This window comes from Sorangium sp. So ce385, from assembly GCF_051474135.1.
GTDB lineage: Bacteria > Myxococcota_A > Polyangia > Polyangiales > Polyangiaceae > Sorangium > Sorangium cellulosum_D.
The window spans coordinates 985,902-1,006,318 of record NZ_CP150337.1 but is presented as its reverse complement, the minus strand read 5'-3'; the positions used below and the strand labels follow the sequence as shown (position 1 = coordinate 1,006,318).

The window sequence follows — 20,417 nt, the reverse complement described above, 5'->3', positions numbered from 1 at the left end:
CCGCCGCTGATCCTTCGGAATCATTGAGGATTTCGCCGGCCCTGTGGTCGCAGGGCCGCGCCCTGTGTGTCCGGCGCGACGGCGGCCCCGCGCCGCCGCCGGAGACCACGTCGAGGAGCTCACCCGCCCGACTTTCCTCCCGAAGCCGGGTCGATCCCGTCGGCGCGCATCCGCTCCGCGCTCGCCGGCCCCGCCACGGTGCCGGCCGGGTGCGCGTACCAGCCCGAAGGATCCGCCGTGTCCGGCGCGTCGCGGACCTTCAGGATGGTGAACATCCCGCCCATGTCGATGTACGAGAACGGCCCGGGCCCGCCGCGCATCGGCAGGCTGTTCGCGGGCACCGGCATGGGCATCTCGCCCATGCCGCCCATCCCCGTGGTCCCCATCGTCATGTAGTCGGGCATCACGCGGCTCATCCGGCGATCGAGCGCGCGGGTGTCGGCGCCGACCATGTTCGGGAGGCCGTGGCCCATCTGCATCATCGTGTGATGCGTCATGTGGCAGTGAACCGCCCAGTCGCCCGGCTCCTCGGGGACGAACTCGATGACCCGCGTGCTGCCGACCGGGACGAGGACCGTGGTCTCCGGGTACTGGGCGGACTCGGGGACATACCCGCCGTCGGTCGCCGTGACCTGGAACGACAGGCCGTGCAGGTGGATCGGGTGGTGATCCATGGGGCCGAGGTTCCCGAGGCGGATGCGCACGCGCTCGCCGCGGCCGACGAGGAGCGGCGCCGTCGCGGGGAACGCCTTGCCGTTGAACGTGAGGACGTTGAAGTCGTTCATCGCGTTCGGATCGGGCCGGCGCGCCCCGGCGTTGATCTTCCACTCCTGTGTCACCAGCACGAAATCCCTGTCCACGCGCGGGCCGCGGGGCCTCCGCGGGTGCACGACGAACATCCCCAGCGCGCCCAGCGCGATCTGGGTCATCTCGTCGAAATGCGAGTGATACATGTACGTCCCCGGATACCGCACGACGAACTCGTAAACGTACGTCTCGCCGGGCGGGATCGGCCGCTGGTTGAGCCCGGCGACTCCATCCATGCCGTTCGGCAGCACGAGCCCGTGCCAGTGGGCCGTGGTGGGCTCGGGCAGCCTGTTCGTCACGTAGATGCGCAGGCGATCGCCCTCGACCGCCTCGATGGTCGGGCCGGGCGTGCCGCCGTTGTAGCCCCACACCTCGCTCTTCAGGCCCGGCGCGAACTCGTGCTCGAGGGGGGCCGCGACCAGGTGGCCGACCTTCACGCCGTCCACCACCCGCAGCGGGAGCGTGCTGCCGTTCGGCGTCACCACGGCGGGCTGCCCCCCGGGCGCCGCGATCCGGCGGGGCGCCGGCCCCGCGGCGCCGGGCGGCGCGGCCGGGCGCTCCTGTGCGTGCGCGAGCCCGCGCGTGAGCAAGGCGGCGCCGGCGGCCAGGCCGCCCGCGTGAATGAACGAACGTCGATCCATCTCAGTGCCCTCCTTCGCTCGTGCCCGTGGCCCTCGGCATCGCGGCGGGCGCCTCCGCCCCCGCCGCCTCGACGCGGCGCCCCGAGAGGAGCGCGTCGAACGCCGCCTTCGCCGTCCAGTGCTCGCGCAGCGCCTCGACCGCCGCGAGCTCGGCGTCGAGCTGCTCGCGGCGCGCCGAGAGCAGCTGGAAGACGCCGACCTGCATCGCGTTGTACTGGAGCAGCGTCTGCTCCAGGACCCGCTTGCGCGCGGGGAGGACGACGCGCTCGTAGTGCCGCGCCCGCGCGTGCGCGGACGCGAGCCGGTTCCGGGCCTCGCGGACCGCCGAGCGAATGTCGACGGCGCGCCCGTGGTAGCGCTCGAGCAGGCTGTCGAACTCCGCCGTCTGCGCGGCCTCGGCGCCGCCCCGCCGGTTGAAGATCGGGAGCGCGACGCGGAGCCCGGCGCCGAGGACCCACGGGTGCTCGTCCACCTCGCCGCGCTCGGGGAGCTCCCGCTCGCCGCGCACGCTGATCGACATGTCCGGCACCCAGCCCTCGGCGCGCAGCGCGCCGGCCCGGCCGGCCGCGGCGTCGAGCCGGCTGCGCAGCTCCGCGAGCTCGAGGCTCGCCCGCACGGCCTGCGTCTCGGCGCGCGGGGGCGGCGCGATCGCCTCGGGCGCCGGCGGGAGCGCGCCGGCGATCGTCCACGCGGTCGCCGCGCCGGAGAGGCCGAGCAGCCGGTGGAGCCGCTCGCGCTGCGTGAGGAGCTCGAGCTCGATCTGCGCCGCCGTGACGCGCGCCTCCTCGTAGCCGGCCTCCTGGGTCGCCACGTCGAGCTCCGGGACGTTGCCCGCCGCGAAGAGCGCGCGGGCGGCGTCGCGGGCGGCGGCGAGCGCGTCGAGCGCGCGGTTCGCGATGCCGAGGCGCTGCTCCGCCGCCTGCGCGGCGTAGAACGCGGCGCGCACCTGGTAGCCGAGGTCGATGACGGCGCCGGCGGCGCGGAAGCGCGCCGCCTCGTGATCCGAGCGCGCCGCCCGCGCGCGGAGCGGCGACAGGAGCGCCGAGGTGAGGTCGATCTCGACCGCGAGCTCGACGTGCGTGTGCTCGAGCCCCTCCTGCCGCGGCGTGACCTCGACCTCGATCTCCGGGTTCGGCAGCGCGCCGGCCTGCTCGAGCTGGCCCCGGGCGACGCCGACCTCCTTGAGCGCGGCGCGCAGCTCGCGGTTGTTGACCAGGGCGAGCCGCACCGCGGCGTCCGCGGTGAGCGGCCGTCGGGGCGCCTGGCCGAGGGTGCGCGCGTCGCCGGCGGGCTCCGGGTCGACGGCCTCGGACGTCGCGCTCGGCGGGAGCTCCGCGCCGGAGAGCGCGCGGATCCGCGCGATGTCGGCGGTGGCCGAGGGGGCGCCGCAGCCGGGCGCGGCCGCGGCGAGGAGGGCGAGGACCGCCGCGCGCGGCGCGAGGCGCGCGGCGAGCGGGCGCGAGCGACGGGGTTCAGTGCGCATGGGCGGGCTCCTTGGGGGCGCGCGGCGCGGGGCCGCTCGGCGGCGCCGGGGCCGGCGCGGCGCCGGGGTGATGGTGGTGGTGAGCGCTCGGCGGCGTCGGGGCCGGCGCCGGACCGCTCGGCGGCGTCGGGGCCGGCGCCGGACCGCTCGGCGGCGTCGGGGCCGGCGCGGCGCTGCTCGGCGGCGTCGGGGCCGGCGCGGCGCCGTGGTCGTGGTGCTGGTGACCGCCCGGCGGCGTCGGGGCCGGCGCGGCGCTGCTCGGCGGCGTCGGGGCCGGCGCCGCGCCGTGGTGGCCGTGGTGATGGTGATGATGGTGATGCTGGTGAGGATCGGCGCCGGGCGCTGGCGCCGGCTCGAGCCCGACCCAGCCGGCGGTGGGCTCTCCGGGCAGAGGAGGGTCCTCCGAGAGGGCGACGCCGATCCGCGGCGAGGGAGCCTCCGCGGCCTGCGGTGAGGCGGCCGACGAGGCGGGGAAGCTCGCGGGAACGCTGCGCGGCGCGCAGCCGGCGAGCGCAACGACGAGCATCAGCAGGGCGTTCGGCCCGGCGAGGTGACGTGGTTTCATGGAAGCCGCTCCAGCATCGACGAGCGCGATCACTTGCGGGGCTCGACGACGATGATGCCCCGTAGCATGTTCATGCCGCATTTGAACTCGATCTCTCCCGGGCTCAGCGCCGGAAGATCGATCACCACCGGCACGTTCGTCGGCAGCTCGCGCCGGATCCCGAGGGAAGCGAACACGACCTCGCGCGAGCAAGGCGAGTAGTCCCGCCGGACCAGCTTCAGGCGGACCCGCTCGCCCTCGGTGACGACGATGCGGCTCGGCTTGTAACCGCCGTCCACCACGATCTCAATCTCGCGGACGGCCTGCGGCGATGGGGCGGGCGCCTCCTCCGCTGCGGCGCTCGGCGCGCGCAGCGAGGGGACGAGGAGCGAGGCAGCGAACAAACCGGAGACGACAAGGAGACGCGTCATGACCATGGGTACCTTCGTTCGGGGTTGTACCTGGCGGACGCGCGCGCCCCGGCGGCATTACACGGTCTGCGATCGGATCCATGGGCTGCTGGGCCGGGGCGATGGCTCAGCCTGCTCGGCGGCTCCCTCGGGTGTCCGGCTCGTCAAGAGCGGTCTCTTTCAGCGCCAGCGGAGGGGCTGGCTCGTGGACCTGCGGCGCCCCGCCGGCGTCAGGGGGTGTAGAGCTCGGCGCTCGACATCGACATGCCGTCGCTGCCGCCGACGACGAGCACCTTGCCGGTCCCGAGCCGGACCGCTGCATGAGCGTACCGGGGATCGTTCAGCTCCCCGGTCACCTCGTGGTCATTCGTCAGGGGATTGTAGATGACGGCGGTCCGTCGCGCGGTCTCTGCGTTGTCGCTGCCCCCCGCGATCAGCACCTTGCCGTCGTTGAGCAGCGTCGCGGTAGGCGAGCGGCGGGTGCCGATCGAATTGACTCCGGACCATGTATTGAGCGCCGGGTCATAGAGCTCGTACAAGGCCGTCGAGTCTCCCCCCGCCGCCAGCACCTTGCCATTGTCCAGCAACGTCAACGTAAGATGGTCGCGGGGCTCGTTCATCCAATCTGCGACCGACCAATGATCGAGCGTCGGATCATAGATCAGGGTGCCGGTGATCGGCCCCACCGTGCCGCTCGTACCGCCCGAGACGAGAACCCTGCCGTCGGCGAGCAGCGTCGCGGCATGATAGGCACGCCCATAGGCCATAGGGGCGGCGGACGACCAGCTGTTGGTCACCGGGTTGAAGAGCGCCGCGGAGCTCAGCTCGGTCGTGGTGGAGGCGCCGACCTGCTTCCCTCCGACCACCAGCACCTTGCCGTTCGGGAGCAGCGTCGCGGTGTGCCCGATTCGGTTCAGCGTTGGGCTTGACGAGCCTACGGACGACCAGGTGTTGCTCACGGGATCGAACAGCTCGGCGTTCGCGCTGTACGTGATGAGGTGAACGCCCACGACCAGCACCTTGCCGTTGCCCAGCAGCGTCGCCGTATGGTACTGGCGCCCACCCGACATCGAGGGCCCCGTCGTCCATGTGTTGGTCGCTGCGTCGTACAGCGCGGTGCTCGTTCCCGTCAGGTTACCGCCCGCCACGAGCACCCTGCCGTCGTTGAGCAGCGTCGCGGTCGGCGCAATGCGGCTGTTCGGAATCGACGCGACCGGCTGCCACGTCCTGGCCGCCGGGTCGTGGATCTCGGCGCTCGACAGGTACGTGGCCGACGGCGAGGTGGGGCTGTACCCGCCCGCGATGAGCACCTTGCCATCGCCGAGCAGCGTCGCGGTATGGTCGATGCGGACGCTGCTCATCGACGGGACCGCTGTCCAGGTGTTGGTTGCCGGATCGTAGGCCTCGGCGCTCGCATTGGCGGTCGAGGCAGCGCTCGATCCGCCCGTCACGAGCACCTTGCCGTTGCCCAGCAGCGTCGCGGTATGGCTGGAGCGCTTGGCGCTCATCGACGCGGCGGTCGTCCAGGAGGGTGACGACGGGTTCGGGTCGTAGAGCTCGGCGCTCTGCAGCTCGCCCGAAGGATTGTTGAAGCCGCCCGCGATGAGCACCTTGCCGCTCGAGAGCAGCGTCGCCGTGGCGTGGTAGCGGGAAATCGCCATCGACAGCGTCGCTGTCCACGTGTTGGTCGCCGGATCGTAGATCTCGGCGCCCTTCAAAGAGGACCCGTTGCGCCCGCCGACGGCGAGCACCTTGCCGCTCCCGAGCAGCGTCGCCGTGTGCTCGCTGCGGCTCGTCGCCATCGACATCGACGACACGGACGACCAGGTGCCGGACGCCGGATCGTACAGCTCGGCGCTCGCCAGATAGGAGGAGGCGCCGAGCCCGCCGGCGACCAGCACCTTGCCGTTGCCCAGCAGCGTCGCCGTGTGCCCGGCGCGGGACGTGACCAGCGCGCCGGTGGGCGACCAGGTATTGGTGCCCGGATTGTACAGATCGGCGTGCGCGTAGACGGTGGTGCCGAAGTTCTTGCCTCCAGCGATCAGCACCTTGCCGTTCGGGAGCAGCGTCGCCGTGTGATCCTGGCGGGCCGTGGCCAACGTTCCGGCCGGCGACCAGGTGTTGGACACCGGATCGTACAGCTCGGCGCTCCCGAGGAGCGAGCCGTTGTACCCGCCCACGACCAGCACCTTGCCATTCCCGAGCTTCGTCGCCGTGTGCTTGGCGCGCGCCGCGCCCAGGGTCCCGGCCGGCGCCCACACGGGGTCGACCAGCACCGCCTCGCCGTCCGCGTCGACCCACAGCTCAATCCTCGCCCCGCGCACTTCGAGCCACGGCGCGACCGGCCGCCCCCCGCTCGCGTACGCCGCCGGCGCCGTCACCCGCATCCGCGCCGCGCCCGCGCCGTCCACGACCGCGACCGCGTCGCCGTCCTGCTGCAGCGTCGCGCCCTCGACCTCCCACGCGGCCACCGGCGCACCGCCGTGCGCCACGCCGGCGTCGAGCAGCAGCCACTCCTCGTAGCCCGCGTCGACCGCCGACCAGAACGACGTCCCGCCCTCGCGCCGGTACGCCACGGCCCGCTCCACGACCGCCCCCTCGCCCTCGGCGCCGAGCTCGCGCACGCCGATCTCAAAGCCGCCGGGCAGGTGGAAGCGGAGCTTGCCGTCTCCGCTCGCCGGCAGCGCGGCGTGCAGCCCGCCGCGGCGCTCGAGCAGCGCTTCGAGCTCGCGGACCGCGTCGCCGGTCGACGCCAGCGCGAACCCCCCGTCGACGGCGACGAACGCCTCGCTGCCCGCGAGCACCTGCGCCGCCTGGCCAGGGAAGCGGAAGCGCAGGTCGTCGCCTCCCGGCGGCGCCGGCTCAGGCGCGCAGCCGAGGCCTATCAGGAAGAGCGCTCCGACGACGAGCGCGGCGAGCCATGCAGACAGAGCGAGACGTGAACCTTGTAATGGGATACGGACACGCATCACGGATGCTCCTATGGTATGGAGGAAAGCCCATCGGGCCCACGCGTCACGGAGCGCGATGAGGCTTGAGATGAGGAGCGTCGGACTCGCCCACCATCATGGAGCGCGAGGCTCGGCTTCCAGCGGAATACGCCCCGCATCCCGCGTCGACGCAGCTCGCGTCTCCGGCCGGAGGATCCCCCGTTATCGACCCAATGAAATGGAGCTCCAAGCCATTGCGAAGCCGCCTCACAACCAATCAGGCATTCACATATCGGCGTCAAGCTCTATTTCTGCGACGCTCATCCGGGACGAATGGATTCCGGAGCGGGCGCGGTCGCTTCAGGGATCGGGAGATGATGGGCCAGGCAGCTCCGCGGTGCGGAGTCGGCCTGCGCTTCGCCGCTCTATAATCCCGTCTATCAGCCAAGCCACGTCAAGCACGATCGGCCAGGAGGCCGTGTCGGCTTCGTGCTCATGGCCCTTCTTTCAACGGCCCACGTCGAGGCGGCCCACGTCGAGGCTAGGCGTGGATGTACACGAGCGTCCCGCCCTTGTCGTTGAACGCGGCGTGCCAGCCCTCGGGGACGGGGGGATCGGTCCACTCGAACAGCCACGCGGCGTCGGCGGGCGCGAGGTTCACGCAACCGCTGCTCCGCACCTTGCCGAACGCGTCGTGCCAGTAGACGCCGTGCAGCGCATAGCTGTTGTGGAAGTACTGGACATAGGGCACGTCGCGCAGATCGACCGACGTCTCGCTGAGATCGTCGCCGTCCATCGTCGCCGTGACGTGCTTCTCGCGGACGAAGAACGTGCCCTGCACGGTCGCGCTCGTGGTCGCCGGGTCGGCGAGCTCGCCCTTGCCCGTCGACACCAGGGTCGCGAAGACGGGGCGCACGCCCTCGTAGGCGACGAGCATCTGGAGCTCGATCGAGATGTCGATCCACTTCCGGCCGCGCGCCGCGTGCCCCCAGAAGTCGCGGCCCAGCCGCGCGACGCGCAGCGCGGACGCGGGGATCCACGCGCCCGCGTCCGTCTCGGCGTAAGCGCCGCCGGCGGCCGTCTTGCCCGTGAGCACCCAGCCGGAGCGGAACGGCGCCCAGGCGTCCGGCTTGAGCTCGCCCGAGGCGTCCGGCTTCAGCGTGCGCACCCCGTGGTGCATGACGAACGCGGGGGTCCCCTCGGTCTTCACCTCGACGCCGCGCATCGCCGTGGGGACGACGGCCGAGGTGCGGTCGATCGGGATGAGATCGAGCTCGGTCGTCAGGCCGAAGCGCCGCCCGGTCCACGCGAAGGTCGAGATCAGGCCGAACGCCGAGTCGGCCCGCGCGCGCCCGCGGTGCGCGGGGAAGCGGACCTTCTCGGCGGCGCCGAACGGCTTCGGCAGGTCGCGGCGGCTCGCGAAGAACGGCGTGAGCGGCTCCGGCTCGCCGAGGAGCGCCTCGTCGCGGAGGGACCACGCCGGGGTGCCCTGGCCGCGCGAACGCCCCTCGACGCGCCGCTGCTCCGCCTCGCTCGGCAGGTGGACATAGAGGTGCGGCGGCGGCTTCCGCGACACGACGTAGCGGTAGGGATACGGCTGCCCGCGGCGCGGGCCGGCCGGCGTGGCGGCGACGATCTCGTGGTTCAGGTCGAGCGAGGCGCCCTTGCCGACGCACACGAAGCCGCGGGGGTGCACGGCGTACCACCCGCCGGGGCACCCCGCGTCGCCCGACGGCGCCGCCGCGCGCTCGACGACGGCGCCGGCCCGCAGGTAGCCCAGCTTGGCGGCGCCGCGCTCGGGCGCGGCGTACACGAACGTGCGCATCGCGATGCTCGCGAGCTTGTCGCCGCGCCCGGGGCGCAACGCCTCCCGGGTCGCCGCGGGCTCGACCTCGCCGCCGGCGCCCGCGTCGAGCGCGGCGAGCAGCTCGGAGGGGCCGGAGGCGGCCGGCGGCTGCTCGGGGGCGGCCTGCAGCGCGGCGGCCGAGCGCCCCGGCGGCTCCTCGCCCGGGCCGCAGGCGGCCGCGAGGGCGGACGCCGCGAGCGCCACGGCGCGGAGCGACCGACCCGGGCCACCGCGATGCCGCGCGCGCGTTTCTACGAAAGAGCAAGCCATGACGAGCAACGGGCCTCGTCTAGCTCAGAGGCCGCCCGCCGGCCAGAGGGCGTCGCCACACGGCGCGCCGCGCGTGCGCCGGAGGAGGAGCGGACCCAGCAGCTCGGCGTCCGGATCAGCTGCCAGCTCGTGTCTGCCATCGTCTGCTGGAGGGTGGAGGCCCGACAGCATGCCGGCAGGCCGATTCGAATTGACGCCCCCTAATGTTAACGTTAACAATCTGGTCCTGCGGGCTCCCTTGTCGTGAAGGGAGAAGGAATTCCAAGCGCATGGAAACGTCAGGCCCCGACTGACGGCGCTGCCCCCTGGCCGGCAGAGCGTTCTCGTGCGCTCCGAGGTTCCTCCTGCCGGTCCGCCCTGCAGGAGCGACGCTATCTCAACAGTTCATCCATGCATCCAAGGCGCCGCCCTCACGCCGCCGCCTGCGGGAGCTCGTCCACAATTGCCCCCGCGAAGGAGCATTCCTGGCGAGGTCAGGGCCGCCGCAAACCGCCGGAATCGCTGAGATCCGCTGTCCAATCCCTTGTTCGCGAGGAGCCATGCGAAACTTGATCAATCGATATCTTTACGTGGCACTGATCGGCCTCACGCCGCTCGGCGGCGCATGCTCGGACGGGCCCGACCCCGCCCCCGATCCGGGTACCGGCGGCACGGCGACCGACGCCGCCAGCACGACCGGCGTGGGAGGCGGCGCGGGCGGCGCCGGCGGCGCCGGCGGCGGGGGCGGCGCGGGCGGCGCCGGCGGCGCCGGCGGCGGGGGCGGCGCCGGCGGCGGGACCGGAGGCCAGGGAGGCGACGACCAGCTCGTTTGCCCGCCTGCGCCAGCAGAGACCGGGGCTTATGCGATCGACGCGACCGGCGTCACCTTCACCTTGGGAACCGGTCTGCTGAAGCTGGAGGTTTGCAACGAGAGCATCATCCGCGTCCAGTACACCAACGCCGCTTCGCTCCCCGACAAGACCTCTCTGTCCGTCGACAACACGTGGGGCACACGGAGCTTTTGCGTCGAGGAAAATTCGGGGGTCGTGACCATCACCACCACACGCCTGAAGGCCAGCGTCGACACGGCCAGCGGCTTGGTCACCTACGCCGACTTGGACGGCAACGTCATCTTGTCGGAAGACGGCAAGACCGTGACCCCCGCGACCGTCGAGGGGGTCAGCACGAACCGCGTCGAGACCGTGTTCAAATCGCCCGCTGACGAAGCCCTGTTCGGCCTCGGCCAGCACCAGGACAACGTGATGAACCGCAAGGGCACGAAACGACGCATCATCAACGTCAATACAGAGATCAACATTCCGGTGTTGGTGTCCAACAAGGGTTACGGGATCTTCTGGGACAACTACTCCGTCTCGGAGTTCGACGGGACCGAGTCCAACAACACGAAGTACAGCTACTCGTCCGAAGCGGGCGAGATGGTGGACTACTATTTCTTCTATGGCCCGAGCATCGACCAGGTCGTCGCCGGCTACCGCGCCGCGACCGGCGCAGCCCCGATGTTCCCCAAATGGGCCTACGGACTCTTTCACTCGAAGGACAAATACGGCAGCCAGTCCGAGCTGCTGAGGGTCAAGGACGGCTACCGCGACAACAACATTCCGCTCGACTGCATCGTTCAAGATTGGGACTACTGGACCCCGTACGCGTGGGGCTCCCATCTCATGGATGAGAGCCGCTATCCCAATCCAGCGTCCCTCATCACCCAGATGCACGAAGACAACGTCCATACGGTGATATCGATCTGGCCATTGTATCAACGCGTGAACACGGAGAGGAAGCCGGGAGAGCTGGACAACTATCGCGCGCTCGATGAAATTGGGGCGCTGTACGCCAGCGGCGGCTCACACCACTTCTATGACACCTTCAACCCCGCCGCCAGGGCTCTCGTGTACCAGCAGATCCATGATCGCCTGCTGGGGCCGCACGGCTGGGACGGCATCTGGGCCGACAACACCGAGCCGCAGGGCTATCCGGACGCCGTCAACGTGCGGGCGGCAAATACCGCGCTCGGCAAGGGGGCGCTGTACGTGAACGCTTATCCCCTGCAGCACTCCGCGGGGCTGTACGAGCACTGGCGTCGCATCGGCCCGAAAGGGAAGCGAGTCTACAACCTCACCCGCAGCGCCTTCGCCGGCCAGCAGCGATACTCCACGACGTGCTGGTCGGGAGACATCAACAGCGACTTCCCGACCTATGTCAAGCAGATCCCCGCGGGGCTCAACTTCTCGCTGGCGGGGATGCCCTACTGGACCACGGACATCGGCGGGTACTGGGGCCACAACGTGAACTGGAGCACCAGCGCGAACAACGAGCTCTTCACCCGCTGGTTCCAGTATGGCGCGTTCTCGCCGATCTTCCGGATCCACGGAGGCGGGTCGAGGGAGCTGTACGGCAACAGCTGGAGCGCCGCCACCAAGGCCAACCTCCTCAAGATCGACAACCTGCGCTATCGGCTGATGCCTTACATCTACTCATTGGCATGGAAGGTGACCAGCGAAGGCTACACCATCATGCGGCACCTGGTCTTCGACTATCCCAACGACGAGAAGGTGTTCGACATCAAGGATCAGTTCCTGTTCGGGCCATCCTTCCTGGTCAATCCAGTGACCGCCGCGGGCGCCACCAGCCGCTCCGTCTATCTCCCCGCGGGGACCTGGTACAATTTCTGGACAGGCGCGACGACGAACGGCGGGAGCACGATCACGGCCCCCGCGCCGCTGAGCGAGCTGCCGCTCTTCGTCAAAGCGGGCTCGATCGTCCCCATGGGTCCCAACATCCAGTACGCGACGCAGAGCATCGACCCGCTGGAGATCCGGATTTATAAAGGTCAAAACGGGTCGTTCACCCTGTACGAGGACGAGGGCGACAGCTATGACTACGAGGACGGCCAATACTCGCAAATCCCGCTCACGTGGGACGAGGCCACCCAGGACTTGACCATCGGCGCAAGGGAGGGGAGCTATGACGGGATGCCGTCCACCAGGACGTTCAAGATCGTGTGGGTGGGCGCCGATCATGGCGCCGGCGTCGACGTCACCGCCGCCGCGGATCAAACGGTCACGTACAATGGCTCGAAGGTGGTCGTGAGCGCGGACTGAGCGACGGCCCGCACCTCCGCCACACCCCGCGGCCTTGCGTCGACGCTCCGGCAGACGGAGGCTCCGCCACGCGAAGCTAGGGCGCGCTCCACCGCGCGTCGCCCTCGATCGCCCAGCCGAGCGCGCGCCGCGTCTCCTCGGCGACCGGACCGTCGTACCGGTGCCCGGCCTCCTCGCTGCGCACCACCCGCGTGAGCACGCCCGCCTTCTCGAGGCGCGCGGCCGCCGCCTTCGCCGCGGCGCCGCACCCGGCCTGCGCGCAGACGAAGAGGACGCGCTGCCCGCCGCCGTCCGCGAACGCCCTGGCCGCCTTCGGCGTCCACTTGTCGTGTCCGCCCTCGACCAGCACGAGCCGCGGGAAGAGCGCCGCCCGCCGCGCGGCGATCGCAGAGCCCATGATCGCGCCCAGCGAGAAGCCGGTGTAGAGCACCGCGCCGGGGTCGACGTGCTCGGGAAAGCGCGCGCGCAGCGCCGCGAGCCCCGCGTCGATCTCCTGCTCCAGGCGGGCGTTGCTCTCGTACGTGAAGCGAACGTCGCTCGCCGACGGCGAGTCGGACCGCGCGACGCCGCGCGGGCACAGGATGAACGCGTCGCCCCCCGCGATGTCGCGCCACACCTGGCACTGCCACTCGGGCCGGTCGTAGTTGCCATGCGAGGCGATGAGCACCGGGCGCCGCGCCGTGGCGCCGATCGGCACCGACACCACCGCGCTCGCGAACCCGTCGACCGGGAGCTCCACGAACGGCGCGTCCGCGCGGAGCGGCGCGACCGGCGCAGCAGCCGGCGCGGCGCCCTCCGCCGCGGAGGCGGGCGCGGCGGCGTCCCCCGTGGGCGCCAGCGTCGCCCCGCCGTCCGCGGCGGGCGCCGCGCCCTCTCGCGCCGCGGCGGGCGCCGCGCCCTCCGGCGCCGCGGCGGGCGCGGCGCTGGGCGGCGCGGGCGCAGGCCCGGCGGCGCGGCCCGCGCGGTCGCAACCCAGCGCCGCCGCCGCGAGGAGCGCGATACAAACGAGCGGGCGGGAGAGCGGGGCGGCGGTGGGCGTCATCCGACCCAGGATGACGCATCGTCGCCGCGGAGACGACGCGCAGGCCGGCGGAAGCTCGAGCGGACGCGGCGCGGCGACCTGCGGCAGCGCTACGGCAGCGCCTCGGCGAGCTTGTCCGCGAGCGGAGCGCCCCAGCCGGTCGGATAGTCCCAGCCGCGCCCCGCGCTGAACCCCTCGCCGTTCCCGTCGTCGGTCTTGCCCTCGGTGATGTCGCGGAAGGCCGCCTGCACCTTCGCGTCGGTGTAGAGCGCCCGGTTAAGCCACCCGACGACGGGCTTGCCCTGCGCGAGCCGCTGGCTGTTCACCGTCGCCATCAGCCCGGCGAACACCGGGGCGGCGAACGACGTGCCGCTGCGCCGCTCCCACTCGCCCAGGTAGTAGAGCCAGTACGTGGAGTCCCCCGAGGCGTTCAGCGCGACATCGGAGACGGCGCGCTGCCCCTGCGCGTCCAGGACGACGCCCTGCTGCCACCACGGGGTCTCGAACTGGCGCGATCGCCCCGACCCCGAGCCGCTCCACGCGACCTCGCGCGCGACCTCGCCGTCGCCGCCGAACTCGAGCCGCGTCCCGCCGACGCACGTCACGTACGGGCTCGACGACGGCACGTCGGGCTTCGCCGAGTCGCCGCCCGCGACGACGATCGTCATCCCGAGCGCCGCGCCCATCCGCGCCGCCTCGTGGTACTGCTGGCGGATCGGCTCCGCCTCCGTCTCCTCGCGGTGCGCGAACGACGTCGAGAGCACCGACACCTCGCCGGCCGCGATCGCCTCGTTCCACGCGTAGAGGATCGAGAGGGTGCGCGCGTCCGGCCCCTCGTACGCGATGAGCTCCGCCTCGGGCGCCATCGCGCCCGCCCACTCCGTGTCCAGCGTCGTCTCGAGGTAGCGGGTCGAGATCGGATCCGCCGTGGCCACGACCTCCGGGTTGTCGCGCGACGTGATGCCGAACGATTGCCAGAACGACTGGAGATCGCGGGTCTTGAACGTCGCCCCGACCACGATGCCGAGCTTCACGCCCTGCCCGCGGTGCCCCTCGCCGTGGAGCTTGTCGACCGCGTAGGCGCGCGCGATCTGCGCGGGCGTGACCCCCTGCTCTTGCCCCTCCGGCGGCGTCTTCTCGATCGAGCCCGTCTCGCCGGGGAGCGGATCGGTGTCCGCCGGGACGTCGACCGCGATGACGCCCGACGTGAGATCGATGATCTTCTGCGGCGGCCTGAGCGGATCCAGCGCGCCGAACGTGCGGAGCGGCTTGCCGCCCTTCGACGGGTTCTCGCGCTCGAAGTCGCGCAGCTCGGTGTCGAAGGCGGTGTTGAACTGCTCCACCGTGCCCGCGAACTCGAGCAGGAGCCGGTTCCTGGACCGGCGCCGGATCTCCATCTTGTGCTGGGTGAGCCAGGCCTCGACGGCCGCGATATCGCTCTCGGACGGGGCGTGGCGCTCCATCCAGGTGTCGACCGACATGTACTTCCGGAACGTCTCCGGCTTCCCGGGATCGTACATGTCCTCGATCGCGCTCTCGAGCCCGGTGACGTCCCGGGTCGGGAACCCGATCAGCGCGCGGAAGCGGTCCTCCTCCGGCGCCGGGCCGAAGTCGAGGTAGACCCCCGCGAGCGGCCGCGGGAGGCCGCTCGGGAGCACCGGTCCATCATCCCCGCACCCCACCGCGGCGAGGGCGAGCGGCGCGACGCACCAAACCGAGAGCGAACGCATCAACGAGGGCCTTGCGAGCGAGGGGGAAGGAGGTCGTCAGGCGAGGCTCAGCACCAGACGTGCTCGACGAGGTAGCAGGTGTACGTCCCCGGATACCAGGTCTCGGGGCGCCCGCCGGTGACGTTGTCGGTGCAGATCTCGCAGTACGCGTGGATGCACTCGGGGTCGGTGCTCTGCGGGCTCGCCCCCGGGGACTTCACGGGCTTCTCCGAGTAGAAGAACCCGTCGGCCTTCAGCTGGTCGAGCTCGCTCTCCGACAGCTTGCCGAAGGCGGCCGCGTCCGCGGCGATGCTGAACCTGTCGTCCGAGCTCTCCGTCAGCACGGGCGCCGGGTAGTCGCCGTAGTCGGCGCTCTCCACCGCGGCCATCTGCTCGGAGAGCAGGATCTCCTTGCCGTCGCCGGTGGAGAGCTTGACGCGCGCGTAGTCGATCGGCGCCGCCGAGTAGTCGAAAGCATAGACCGTCTTCTGGTCCATCTCGAGGCTCAGGAACCCGGCCTCCGGGAGGTCGGCCTGCGTGATGCGCTCGTGCGTCACCGCGTCATCGACGACCGGCTCCTCCGACGCGCCGCATCCGGTAAAACCGGCCGCCGCGATGACGCCGAGCGCAACACTGAGAGCGAGCGATTTGGAAGAACGGATGGACTGTCGGATCATGTTGGGCGTTCCTTTCTTGAGGCTCACTGACGGAGGTCACCTGGCCTAGCGCTGACCAGAGGGAGCTCCACCCCTGTCGGTCCTTCGAGCGATGGCTGCCTGTTGGACCCCACGACTCCCGCGAGTCGAGCGGAATGAGGGGAAGATGATTTCAAACGGTGCCGCAGCCCCCCCATACCTGGCAAGCAAATTCCCGGCGCGAAAGAGAATTCCATCGTTCTTTCTGCGGCATAGTGGTCGGGACGGTGCGCTGTGCGGGCCCGGCATACCTGCCGCAGTACAGCGGGCGCACTGCGGGAATCAGGGGTTGCCTTGAGAGCCGGTCACGGACATACCGGAGCCTACATGGTGGACGAGCAGAGCGCGCGGTCCAGGCGAGTCGAAATGACGGCTGAGGCCGACATCGTGGTGCTTGACGGCCCGCTCGGGACCGAGCTCGCCGCGCGAGGGGTCGAGACGCCGGCGCCGCTCTGGAGCGCGGCGGCCTTGCTCGACGCGCGCGGCTGCGACGTCGTGCGCGCGATCCACCGGGACTACGCGCGCGCGGGCGCCACGGTGCACACGGCGAACACCTTCCGCACGAAGCGGAGGCAGGCGGGCGCCGCGTGGGCCGAGCTCCTCTCGCGCGCGGTCTCGCTCGCGCGCGAGGCCGTCCGCGAGGTGGACCCGCGGCACCGGATCGCCGGGAGCATCGCGCCGCTCGAGGACTGCTACCGGCCGGATCTCAGCCCGGCCAGCGCGCGCCAGGAGCACCGCGAGCTCGCGCAGGCGCTCGCGGCGGCGCGCGTCGACGTCCTGCTCTGCGAGACGTTCCCGCACGTCGGCGAGGCGCTCGTGGCGCTCGAGGAGGCCGTCGCCACCGGCGTCGAAGCGTGGGTGTCGTTCACGGCGGGACCGGGCGCGGATCTCCTCTCGCCCGAGGACATCGGCGCCGCCGCGCGGGAGGCGGCCGCCCGCGGCGCGCGGGCCGTCCTGGTCAACTGCACCCCGGCGACGCGCACGCTCGAGCACGTCGAGCGGCTCGCGGCGTGCGGCGTCCCGTTCGGGGCCTACGCGAACGCCGGCGCCGAGGCCGAGGGGCTCGGCTGGGCCGAGGGGCAGGGCCGCCCGTCGGCCGCGCGCTACGCCGACCTCGCGCGCGGCTGGATCGAGGCGGGCGCCACGATCGTGGGCGGCTGCTGCGGGACGGGGCCCGCGCACGTCGCGGCGCTGCGCGCGCTCGCCGACGAGGCGGCGCGCCGCCCGGCGGGGCCTCTGCGCTGAGGCGCCGATCGCCGGTTGCTCTCCCTGGGTCGACGTGCCACCGATGCCCGAGGCGCAGGGCGGCGCCGGCGCGGCGCCCTGCAGACGATCCAGATCCCGAGATGGCACGCAGTCGCGATCGGCGACACACCACGGAGACGGAGCGCACGATGATCGACCTCTATTACTGGCCCACCCCGAACGGCTGGAAGATCAGCATCATGCTCGAGGAGACGGGCCTCCCGTACAAGCTCATCCCGGTCAACATCGGGCGGGGCGATCAGTTCAAGCCGGAGTTCCTCGCGATCAGCCCCAACAACCGGATGCCCGCGATCGTCGATCACGATCCGCCGGGCGGCGGGGCGCCGATCTCGGTGTTCGAGTCGGGCGCGATCCTGCTCTACCTCGCGGAGAAGACGGGCCAGCTCATCCCCTCGGACGTCCGTGGTCGTTACGAGGTGACCCAGTGGCTCATGTGGCAGATGGGCGGCCTCGGCCCGATGACCGGTCAGGCGGGGCACTTCAGCCAGTATGCGCCGGAGAAGATCCCGTACGCGATCGAGCGCTACACGAACGAGGTCCGCCGACTCTACGGCGTGATGGACAAGCGGCTCGCGGATCGACCCTACCTGGCGGGCGAGTACTCGATCGCCGACGTCGCGAGCTTCCCCTGGGCGATGCTGCACGATCGGTACAAGGTCTCCGCCGACGAGCTCCCGAACTTCAAGCGGTGGCTCGATGCGGTGCGCGCGCGGCCGGCCGTCGCGCGGGGGCTCGCGGCGGGGAGCGAGCTGCGGAACCAGAGCCAGTCGCTCGACGACGAGGCGAAGCGCTGGCTGTTCGGCAAGAAGCCCCAGGCGTGAGCCGCCCGTCCGCGGGGCGCGTGAGGCGCGGCCACCGCGCCCCGCGGCGGTGCGCTCGAGCGTCGCGGGCGCGCGACGCTTCGTGAACGGGGCTGCTGCGTGGGCGGACGGGTCGACCTCGGACGAACCGTCCCGTCCCAACGCCCCGGCGATGCACACGCGGCTCGAGCGACGAACGTCCGAGCAGGGCGAGGCCGTCGCGCAACACGCCTCGCGGGCGGATCATCGCCCCGCGCCTCGGAGGAGCGGTGCGCCCTCGCTGGACCCGGACGCCGATCGCGCGCGCTGCATCTTCCGCCGCGCCAACGTCAAGCATACCGGGAGCGGAAACGTATGCACACGTCGGACAGGCACACACTCTGCTCTGCGGTGAGCCGAGATGTCTGGGCCTGCTGGGCCCTCGCGGACATCGGGGGGAACCGATCATGTCGATGCATAGCAAGCTGCTGGTGCCTGCCGTTCTTGTCGCTGCCCTTGCCGCGGGTTGCGCGGTGAGCGCGGACGAGGCCGATCTCGATCAGGCCGAGCTCGACGAGGCCTCGATAGCGTCGGCCGAGCAAGCGCTGGGCGGATACGTGGGAATGGGCACGTCCCAGCTCGGTCCCAGCCAGGCGGGGCTCGTCCCCAGCCAGGCTGGACTCATCCCGAGCAAGGGCTCTTTCGGTCCGAGCAAGGGCTCTTTCGTCCCGAGCCAGGGCTCTTACGGTCCGAGCAAGGGCTCTTACGGTCCGAGCAAGGGCTCTTACGGTCCGAGCAAGGGCTCTTTCGGCCCGAGCAAGGGCGCCTTCGGTCCGAGCAAGGGCGGGATCCCGTCGAAGGCTGGGTTCGGCTACGGCGCCCAGCAATCCGGCCAGGCGATGCTGGGCCAGATGGGCCAGCAGGCCGGACTCGGCCAGACGGCCATCGGTCAATCGGGCGCTTACGGTCACGTCGGCCAGCTGGGCGTCGGCCAGCCGTGGGCAGTCACGCCCGGCGCCACGGGCCAGACCGGCGGGTTCGGCCAGCAGCGCAACCCCTGATCTCCCCGCGCGCGAGCCCCTCCGGCTCACCGGAGCCGCCATGGGCCCCGCCCCGCACGGCGATCGGGCAGGATCGGCCCTGGATCCGCCGCGCCTCGGGCTGTCAGAACACGACGGTCCGGCGGCCCTCGACGATGACCCGCCGCTCCAGGTGCGCCCGGACGGCGCGAGAGAGGACGAGGCGCTCCACGTCGCGCCCCACCCGGGTCATCTCGTCTGGACCCAGCTGGTGATTCACGCGCGCGACGTCCTGCTCGATGATCGGCCCCTGGTCCAGGTCCCGCGTGGCGTAGTGCGCCGTCGCGCCGATGAGCTTCACGCCGCGCGAGTGCGCCTGATGGTACGGCTTCGCGCCCTGGAACGCGGGCAGGAACCCGTGGTGAATGTTGATGACGGGCGGCCCTTCATCGAGCATCTGCTCGGACAGGATTTGCATGTACCGCGCCAGCACGACCAGATCGACATGGTGCCTCTTCAGCAGGTGGAGCACCTGGCGCTCCTGCTCGCGCTTCGTCTCCGGGGTGATCGGGAGACAGAAGAAGGGGATTCGGAAGCTCTCGGCCACCGCCTCGAGCGTGGGGTGATTGGAGATGACGAGCGGGATCTCGCAGCGGAGCTCGCCCGCGCGCTGCCGGAGCACGAGATCGTAGAGGCACGCTGGATCCTTGGTCACCAGGATCGCCATCTTCGGGACGTGATCGCTGTAGTCGACCGACCAGCGCGCCGACAGCGACGTGGCGAGCTCGCGAAAGGCGGCCTCGATCGCGCTGCGGGTGGCCGAGCCGCCCAGGGCGGTGACCGCGGCCGGCGAGGAGAGACCGGACAGATCGACGACGAGGCGCATGAAGAAGCGCGGTCCCTCGTCCGTGAACGCGTCCGTGTGATTGCTCGCGTCGATGATGTTCAGGCCGATGTTGTAGAAGAACCCCGCGAGTCGCGCGACGAGGCCGGGCTGGTCGGGCGCGGCGATGAGGAACGTTGCGTGGACAGGACCCGTCATGCGGGCCATGGTGCTCGCCCCGAGGCAGCGGCGCAAGCGCGGGGCGCGGCGGGGGGCGCTAGCGGCCCTCGCCGCTCTCCGAGGACGGCGGCCCCGACGGATCCTCCGCGCTCCTGGGCGCGAGCGTGGAGAGCTCCGCCCAGGGGATGCGCACGGTGCGCTCGACGTCGCGCAGGTGGGCGCTGTCGTTGTAATAGATGAGGTGCCAGGCCTCCGCGCGACCCCAGCGCCGCCGGCGCTGCCAGTGGGTGAGCGACGTGTGGCGGGTGGCGAAGTGCGCCACCGGGAACGCGAGCGCGTTCATCTTGAAGAAGTGGAGGAACGCGACGTCGATGAAGCCGCCGTGCGTGACGATCGCGATCGTCCGCCCCTCGTGCTCGCGGGTGATGCGATCGAGGGCGACGGAGACCCGCAGCATGAACTGAGCCCAGCTCTCCCCGCCGGGGCTGGCCGGGCGGTACGGCTCGCGCTCGAAATCGATCGCATAGCGCACCATCGCCTCTCCGACGGGCATCCCGTCCGCCTCGCCGGGGCGGAGCTCCTGGACGTCGTCGTCGAGCGTGATGGGCAGCCCCAGGGCGGGGGCGACGATCTCGGCGGTCTGCTGCGCCCGGCGAAAGGAGCTCGCGATCAGGACATCGGCGGCGAGCTCGCGCGTCGCGGCCAGGCGATCGCGCAGCCGCTCCGCCTGGAGGACCCCGAGCGACGTCAGCCCGGTGTCCCCGCGCATCCCGCCCACGATATGGTTCACGTTGACGAGCGCTTCTCCGTGCCGGATGAGATAGAGGTTCGTCACGATCTGAGCCTCCGAGGCGCGCGACCTGGCGAGGGGGTCGGCCGCGCGGGGCGGTCCGCGC

At 71.5% G+C, this 20,417-nt stretch carries 15 protein-coding genes; 4 read left to right on the top strand and 11 right to left on the bottom strand.

Features of this window, described 5'->3' with window-relative positions; translation table 11 throughout:
• Positions 1-119: 119 nt before the first annotated feature.
• The 6 genes from WME83_RS03820 to WME83_RS03795 form a co-directional block, all read right to left on the bottom strand.
• Positions 120-1,448 carry a multicopper oxidase family protein gene (locus WME83_RS03820; protein WP_437317890.1) on the bottom strand — a complete coding sequence of 443 codons (1,329 nt, stop codon included), beginning with the start codon at positions 1,446-1,448 and terminating at the stop codon, positions 120-122.
• A 1-nt stretch (position 1,449) separates the two neighbouring features.
• Entirely contained in the window at positions 1,450-2,931 is a 1,482-nt protein-coding gene (locus WME83_RS03815; protein ID WP_437317889.1) for a TolC family protein, read from the bottom strand.
• The gene (locus tag WME83_RS03810; protein ID WP_437317888.1) at positions 2,921-3,496 is read right to left on the bottom strand and encodes a hypothetical protein; all 576 of its coding nucleotides are present in this window, start codon (positions 3,494-3,496) and stop codon (positions 2,921-2,923) included. Before WME83_RS03810 ends, WME83_RS03815 begins: the two co-directional genes overlap by 11 nt.
• Positions 3,497-3,525: 29 nt before the next feature.
• Positions 3,526-3,906 carry a cupredoxin domain-containing protein gene (locus WME83_RS03805; protein WP_437317887.1) on the bottom strand — a complete coding sequence of 127 codons (381 nt, stop codon included), beginning with the start codon at positions 3,904-3,906 and terminating at the stop codon, positions 3,526-3,528.
• Between the two features lie 209 nt (positions 3,907-4,115).
• Positions 4,116-6,854, bottom strand: coding sequence for a Kelch repeat-containing protein (locus tag WME83_RS03800; protein WP_437317886.1), 2,739 nt, complete (start codon positions 6,852-6,854; stop codon positions 4,116-4,118).
• A 502-nt stretch (positions 6,855-7,356) separates the two neighbouring features.
• Positions 7,357-8,865, bottom strand: a complete 1,509-nt coding sequence (locus tag WME83_RS03795; protein WP_437317885.1) for a L,D-transpeptidase — start codon at positions 8,863-8,865, stop codon at positions 7,357-7,359.
• Positions 8,866-9,470: 605 nt separating this feature from the next.
• On the opposite strand from WME83_RS03795, the gene WME83_RS03790 reads away from it, so the two are divergent.
• Entirely contained in the window at positions 9,471-12,029 is a 2,559-nt protein-coding gene (locus WME83_RS03790; protein WP_437317884.1) for a glycoside hydrolase family 31 protein, read from the top strand.
• A gap of 76 nt (positions 12,030-12,105) precedes the next feature.
• On the opposite strand, the gene WME83_RS03785 is transcribed toward WME83_RS03790, so the two are convergent.
• The 3 genes from WME83_RS03785 to WME83_RS03775 all read right to left on the bottom strand — a co-directional run bounded on the left by WME83_RS03785 (position 12,106) and on the right by WME83_RS03775 (position 15,436).
• A complete protein-coding gene (locus WME83_RS03785) occupies positions 12,106-13,071 on the bottom strand; it encodes a hypothetical protein (RefSeq protein WP_437317883.1) in 966 nt (321 codons plus the stop codon).
• 89 nt (positions 13,072-13,160) lie between these two features.
• A complete protein-coding gene (locus tag WME83_RS03780) occupies positions 13,161-14,780 on the bottom strand; it encodes a S53 family peptidase (RefSeq protein ID WP_437317882.1) in 1,620 nt (539 codons plus the stop codon).
• 47 nt (positions 14,781-14,827) lie between these two features.
• On the bottom strand, positions 14,828-15,436 hold the full coding sequence (locus WME83_RS03775) for a hypothetical protein (RefSeq protein WP_437317881.1): 609 nt from the start codon (positions 15,434-15,436) through the stop codon (positions 14,828-14,830).
• A gap of 384 nt (positions 15,437-15,820) precedes the next feature.
• Here WME83_RS03775 and WME83_RS03770 point away from each other — a divergent pair, with 384 nt between their 5' ends.
• The 3 genes from WME83_RS03770 to WME83_RS03760 all read left to right on the top strand — a co-directional run bounded on the left by WME83_RS03770 (position 15,821) and on the right by WME83_RS03760 (position 18,560).
• Positions 15,821-16,699: a homocysteine S-methyltransferase family protein gene (locus tag WME83_RS03770; protein WP_437317880.1), complete on the top strand. Its 879-nt coding sequence runs from the start codon at positions 15,821-15,823 to the stop codon at positions 16,697-16,699.
• Between the two features lie 149 nt (positions 16,700-16,848).
• A complete protein-coding gene (locus tag WME83_RS03765) occupies positions 16,849-17,541 on the top strand; it encodes a glutathione S-transferase N-terminal domain-containing protein (protein WP_437321960.1) in 693 nt (230 codons plus the stop codon).
• A gap of 431 nt (positions 17,542-17,972) precedes the next feature.
• Entirely contained in the window at positions 17,973-18,560 is a 588-nt protein-coding gene (locus tag WME83_RS03760) for a hypothetical protein (RefSeq protein ID WP_437317879.1), read from the top strand.
• 103 nt (positions 18,561-18,663) lie between these two features.
• Here WME83_RS03760 and purU read toward each other — a convergent pair whose 3' ends face one another.
• Both purU and WME83_RS03750 read right to left on the bottom strand, forming a co-directional pair.
• Complete coding sequence (gene purU, locus WME83_RS03755) at positions 18,664-19,560, bottom strand: formyltetrahydrofolate deformylase (RefSeq protein ID WP_437317878.1); 897 nt, start codon at positions 19,558-19,560, stop codon at positions 18,664-18,666.
• Positions 19,561-19,618: 58 nt separating this feature from the next.
• Complete coding sequence (locus tag WME83_RS03750) at positions 19,619-20,356, bottom strand: histidine phosphatase family protein (protein ID WP_437317877.1); 738 nt, start codon at positions 20,354-20,356, stop codon at positions 19,619-19,621.
• Between the last annotated feature and the right edge of the window lie 61 nt (positions 20,357-20,417).

Excerpts from the sequence above, each read along its gene's own strand:
- WME83_RS03815 (WP_437317889.1), bottom strand. The coding sequence starts at position 2,931 with ATGCGCACTGAACCCCGTCGCTCGCGCCCGCTCGCCGCGCGCCTCGCG.
- WME83_RS03770 (WP_437317880.1), top strand. The coding sequence starts at position 15,821 with ATGACGGCTGAGGCCGACATCGTGGTGCTTGACGGCCCGCTCGGGACC.
- WME83_RS03805 (WP_437317887.1), bottom strand. The coding sequence starts at position 3,906 with ATGACGCGTCTCCTTGTCGTCTCCGGTTTGTTCGCTGCCTCGCTCCTC.
- WME83_RS03790 (WP_437317884.1), top strand. The coding sequence starts at position 9,471 with ATGCGAAACTTGATCAATCGATATCTTTACGTGGCACTGATCGGCCTC.
- WME83_RS03800 (WP_437317886.1), bottom strand. The coding sequence starts at position 6,854 with ATGCGTGTCCGTATCCCATTACAAGGTTCACGTCTCGCTCTGTCTGCA.
- WME83_RS03810 (WP_437317888.1), bottom strand. The coding sequence starts at position 3,496 with ATGAAACCACGTCACCTCGCCGGGCCGAACGCCCTGCTGATGCTCGTC.
- WME83_RS03775 (WP_437317881.1), bottom strand. The coding sequence starts at position 15,436 with ATGATCCGACAGTCCATCCGTTCTTCCAAATCGCTCGCTCTCAGTGTT.
- WME83_RS03765 (WP_437321960.1), top strand. The coding sequence starts at position 16,849 with ATGATCGACCTCTATTACTGGCCCACCCCGAACGGCTGGAAGATCAGC.
- WME83_RS03785 (WP_437317883.1), bottom strand. The coding sequence starts at position 13,071 with ATGACGCCCACCGCCGCCCCGCTCTCCCGCCCGCTCGTTTGTATCGCG.
- WME83_RS03780 (WP_437317882.1), bottom strand. The coding sequence starts at position 14,780 with ATGCGTTCGCTCTCGGTTTGGTGCGTCGCGCCGCTCGCCCTCGCCGCG.
- purU (WP_437317878.1), bottom strand. The coding sequence starts at position 19,560 with ATGACGGGTCCTGTCCACGCAACGTTCCTCATCGCCGCGCCCGACCAG.
- WME83_RS03760 (WP_437317879.1), top strand. The coding sequence starts at position 17,973 with ATGCATAGCAAGCTGCTGGTGCCTGCCGTTCTTGTCGCTGCCCTTGCC.
- WME83_RS03820 (WP_437317890.1), bottom strand. The coding sequence starts at position 1,448 with ATGGATCGACGTTCGTTCATTCACGCGGGCGGCCTGGCCGCCGGCGCC.